At 45.4% G+C, this 4,688-nt stretch carries 2 protein-coding genes; both read left to right on the top strand.

Features of this window, described 5'->3' with window-relative positions:
• Positions 1–610 precede the first annotated feature (610 nt).
• Positions 611–2,932 (top strand): PSD1 and planctomycete cytochrome C domain-containing protein, encoded by a 2,322-nt coding sequence (locus VL121_RS07330; protein ID WP_325403715.1) that lies wholly within the window; start codon positions 611–613, stop codon positions 2,930–2,932.
• A gap of 137 nt (positions 2,933–3,069) precedes the next feature.
• Complete coding sequence (locus VL121_RS07325) at positions 3,070–4,524, top strand: DUF1501 domain-containing protein (RefSeq protein ID WP_325403713.1); 1,455 nt, start codon at positions 3,070–3,072, stop codon at positions 4,522–4,524.
• Positions 4,525–4,688 lie beyond the last annotated feature (164 nt).

Here is a 4,688-nt window from a genome sequence, read left to right as displayed (position 1 = left end):
ACTTTAAAGACAATAAAAAGCACGGCAAATGGATTCGGTATGATAAGCAAGGAAATTTAGAATATGAAGAATCATTTGAGAACGGAAAAATTAAAAAATAAACACTCACAATTTCGATAACAACGGACAAAAATAACTACTGCCAATAAGGTATTGCCGCCATGGGTGCCGACAAGCAAACTTCAACAATTGTGCTACTATGAAACTTTAGTGCTGAATCCGGCTGCCGGTTTCCGGATTTCCCCGAAACAGTTACAAACGAACACAGTTTAGCAGCGTTCAGCAAGCTGTTTGATTTCATCAAAGAAGAAGCAAATATTGATATGCGGGTTGCCCGAAAGAAGTGGACAATTCACCAAACAGGCAAGCGGAAAACGTTTATCAGCTATTGGTACATTGTTTTAACCCACAGCCCACAACCAGAATGGATTCCGTAGGGTTTTATTGTATATTTGATGCGGATAATAATGACTGAAAATGCTTAGTGATATACTGCTATTCTGCCATATGCAGCATGGTGCAGGACAGGGGAATCAGGATTAAGAATATATTCGGGCTATTATACGCTCGGAGTTTTATTTTTTTTAATGTGAAGCGTAAGTTTTGCCATATGAAAATCTATAAAAAAATACTTTGCCTTGTATGCCTTATTGGAGGTATTGCCGCTTCGTTTCCATCTTGCGAAAGCGGTGGTGGTAGTAATACTGCCGAAAAAATACCCGATGTGGTGAGTTATAATTTTGACATTCGTCCCATTATATCCGACAAATGTTCTGCCTGTCATGGCCCCGATGCCAATAAAAGAGAATCGGGTTTGCGGATGGATGATCCCGAAAGCGCTTTTAAAGCGTTGAAGGAAAATCCTAATGCCCATGCCCTGGTTGCTGGCAAGCCGGAATTGTCGCAGGCCTTTCTTCGTATAAGCACTAAAGATACGGCGCTGATCATGCCGCCGCCGTCTTCCAATTTAAAGCTATCACAGCACGAAATAAAGCTGATTGAAAAATGGATCAAACAGGGCGCTAAGTACGAAAAGCATTGGGCATTTGTAGCGCCGGTAAAACCCGGGGTTCCGGAAATTGAGCATACAGACTGGCCGAGGAATGAAATAGATCGCTTCATTTTACAAAAAATGGAGCAAAAAGGCATGGTTCCCAATGAAATGGCCGATAAAGAAAGATTATTGAAAAGGCTTAGTCTTGATATTACCGGTTTGCCGCCCACGCTGGAAATGATGGACGCGTTTTTAGCCGACAACAGCGTGGACGCTTATGAAAAAATGGTGGATCAGTTACTGCAAAACCCCGCATATGGAGAAAAAATGTCGTTGCACTGGCTCGACCTGGCACGGTATGCCGATTCGCATGGCTACCAGGATGACGGGTACCGTACCCAATGGCCATGGCGCGACTGGGTGATCCATGCATTTAATAAAAATATGCATTACGATGAGTTTGTAACCTGGCAATTGGCCGGCGACTTAATTCCCAACTCAACCAAAGAACAGTTACTGGCAACCGGCTTTAACCGCAATCATAAAATAACGGAAGAAGGTGGCGTTATTCCGGAAGAATACAGGATCATGTATGTAACAGACCGCAATGATCTTTTTGGAAAAGGACTATTGGGTGTTACGCTGGAATGTTCACATTGCCACGATCATAAATACGATCCTTTTTCGCAAAAGGAATATTACCAGTTATTTGCTTTTTTTAATAATGTAAAAGAAGTAGGTATAGAATCGGTGATCGGCGGCCCGGAAACCTATGCAAAGAAGCCGCTGATGGAGATCACCAATGAAGACGCGAAGACCATTCTGGATTTCGTAAATAAGCCCGATACCAACAGGCTGATTGTGTCGGTTATGGGTGATCTTGACACGGTGCGGCCAACACATATCCTGCAACGCGGTGTATATGACGCGCCCGGTGAAGTAGTAGAACCCGGAACTCCCGAAGCGATCTTACCTTTTAACAACGCGTATCCCAAAAACCGGCTGGGGCTATCCCAATGGTTATTCGATAAAAAAAATCCTCTTACTGCAAGGGTATATGTAAATATTTTATGGCAGGAATTTTTCGGCAGGGGCATTGTTAAAACCTCGGGCGATTTTGGAATGCAGGGAGAACTGCCTTCACACCCGGCATTATTAGACTGGCTGGCTGTAGATTTTATGGAACATAACTGGGATATTAAACGGCTGGTGAAGCAAATGGTAACTTCTGCTACTTACCGCCAGTCGGCTGCTATCAGTAAAGAGAAGCTGGCAACTGATCCCGAAAATATATGGCTTGCCCGCGGGGCACGGTATCGCATACCCGCTGAGTTGATCAAAGACCTGGTGTTGGCCAGCAGCGGACTGCTGAATAAAACAATAGGAGGACCCAGTGTAAAACCCTACCAGCCCGAAGGTTTATGGGAAGGCGCAACTTCCGGCCGCGGCCTCTTATCTGTATACAAACAGGATCATGGAGCGGCATTATACCGGAGAGGTATGTATACTTTAATTAAACGTACCGTTCCGCCGCCCACTATGGCTATTTTTGATGCCAGCAACCGCGATATGTGTGAAGTAAAAAGGTTAAAGACCAATACGCCATTGCAGGCGCTGGTAATGATGAATGATCCTGCCGTACTGGAAGCGTCAAGGGTATTGGCGGCTACTTTGCTGGAAGAAAAATCGGGGGCAGGAGAAAAGATCAGTAAGGCTTTCCGCCTGATCGTTTGCAGGAAGCCGGCTGAAAAAGAACTGGAAGTACTAACCAATTATTATAATAAGCAGTTACAAACCATAGAAGGTCAGTCCGCTGAAAAAATGCTGTTGGTGGGCGAGTATCCCATTAATGAACAGGTAGATAAAAAGACGCTGGCGGCAATGATGCGGGTAATATCAACTATATATAACCTGGAAGAAACGATTATGAAATCGTAGAGTGAGAAGTGAGAGGAGAGAAGTTAGAGATGAGGAAGAGAAGAAGGAATTATCACCTTGTCGTTAGTATACTTTAGCTGATCGCTGATTGCTGACCGCCCTGGCTGAATAGTGATACAAATTTTAATACGTTGTTTATGAACAAAGAAATTATTGAACACGGGCTTACATGGAACAGGAGACGATTTTTGTCGGCCATGAGCCTGGGTGTGGGAAGTGTGGCATTGGGTTCTTTGCTGATGCCCGATCTGTTTAAGCAGGCCGCTGCCGAAGAGGCGGGCTTACCTCCCGGTATTCCGCATTTTGCCCCCAAAGCCAAACGAGTAATCTACCTGTTCCAGAACGGCGCTCCATCGCAACAGGAACTATTCGACTATAAGCCCAAGCTCAGGGAAATGATGGGGCAGGAAATTCCTCCTTCTGTGCGGGGTACGCAAAGGCTTACCGGCATGACGGCTAACCAGTCTTCTTTTCCTTTGGTGGGATCATTTGTTGATTTTAAACAATATGGAGAATCAAGAGCGTGGGTAAGCGACCTCATGCCTTATACCGCTAAAATTGTGGATGACCTTTGCTTTGTACGCTCCATGTACACAGAAGCCATTAACCACGATCCTGCGCTTACCTTTTTGCAAACCGGTTCGCAGCAGGGCAACCGGCCCAGTATGGGTTCATGGCTCAGCTACGGGTTGGGTAATGAAAATAAAAACCTGCCCAGCTTTACGGTATTGCTTTCCCGGGGTGTAGGCAACGGGCAGGGCGTGTATTCCAAACTCTGGTCAAACGGGTTTTTGGATTCCGTTCACCAGGGTGTTCAGTTCAGCAAGGGCGAAAATCCCGTGTTATATCTCCGCGATCCCGAAGGTATGAACAGGAATGATCGCCGCGAAATGCTCGACAACCTCTCTGAGTTGAATCAAATGTCGTATGCGGCATTTGGCGACCCGGAAATAACGGCTAAAGTACAGCAGTACGAAATGGCGTACCGCATGCAAACCGCCATACCTGAGGTAATGGATCTGTCTAAAGAATCGGATGATATTGTTAAGCTATACGGGCCGGATTGCCTGGTACCCGGAACCTATGCTGCCAATTGTTTGCTGGCGCGTAAATTATCCGAGAACGGCGTGCGCTTTGTACAATTATATCACCAGGGATGGGATCAGCATGGCAATCTTCCTTTTGAAATAGCCAAACAGGCTATGGATGTAGACCAGGCTTCAGCGGCATTGGTTACGGATTTAAAACAACGGGGTTTGTTAGACGAAACGCTTGTTATATGGGGCGGGGAATTTGGCCGTACCAGCTATACGCAGGGCAGGCTTACGGCAGATAATTACGGACGTGATCATCACCCGCGCTGCTTTACCATATGGATGGCAGGCGGTGGTATTAAGCCCGGTATGGTGTATGGCGAAACCGATGAGCTGGGATACAATATTATAAAGAACCCGGTGCATGTACACGATTTCCAGGCCACTGTTTTACACCAGTTGGGACTGAACCATGAAAAGCTGATCTTTAAGCATCTTGGCCGCAGGTACCGCCTGACGGATGTTTCGGGTGTAGTAGTTAATGATATCCTTAGTTAAGGAGCCGTTTACAACCTTAGCAACCGTCTGAAATGTATACTTAATAAAACCCATCATTTTGAATGAATGCAGACGGCTTTTTATGGTTTCCTATGTATTTTTAACCGTTCTATTTTTCAATGACTAAGAGAGTTAAGTTTATCGCGGAACAGGCATTATTCGTA

Origin of the sequence: Agriterribacter sp. (assembly GCF_035497235.1) — a bacterium.
Lineage (GTDB): Bacteria > Bacteroidota > Bacteroidia > Chitinophagales > Chitinophagaceae > Agriterribacter.
Note: the sequence above shows the minus strand (reverse complement) of the source record. Positions and strands in the feature narration are given on the sequence as shown.

Bases quoted from the DNA above. Each gene is read 5' to 3' on its own strand.
- VL121_RS07330 (WP_325403715.1), top strand. From the start codon at position 611: ATGAAAATCTATAAAAAAATACTTTGCCTTGTATGCCTTATTGGAGGT.
- VL121_RS07325 (WP_325403713.1), top strand. From the start codon at position 3,070: ATGAACAAAGAAATTATTGAACACGGGCTTACATGGAACAGGAGACGA.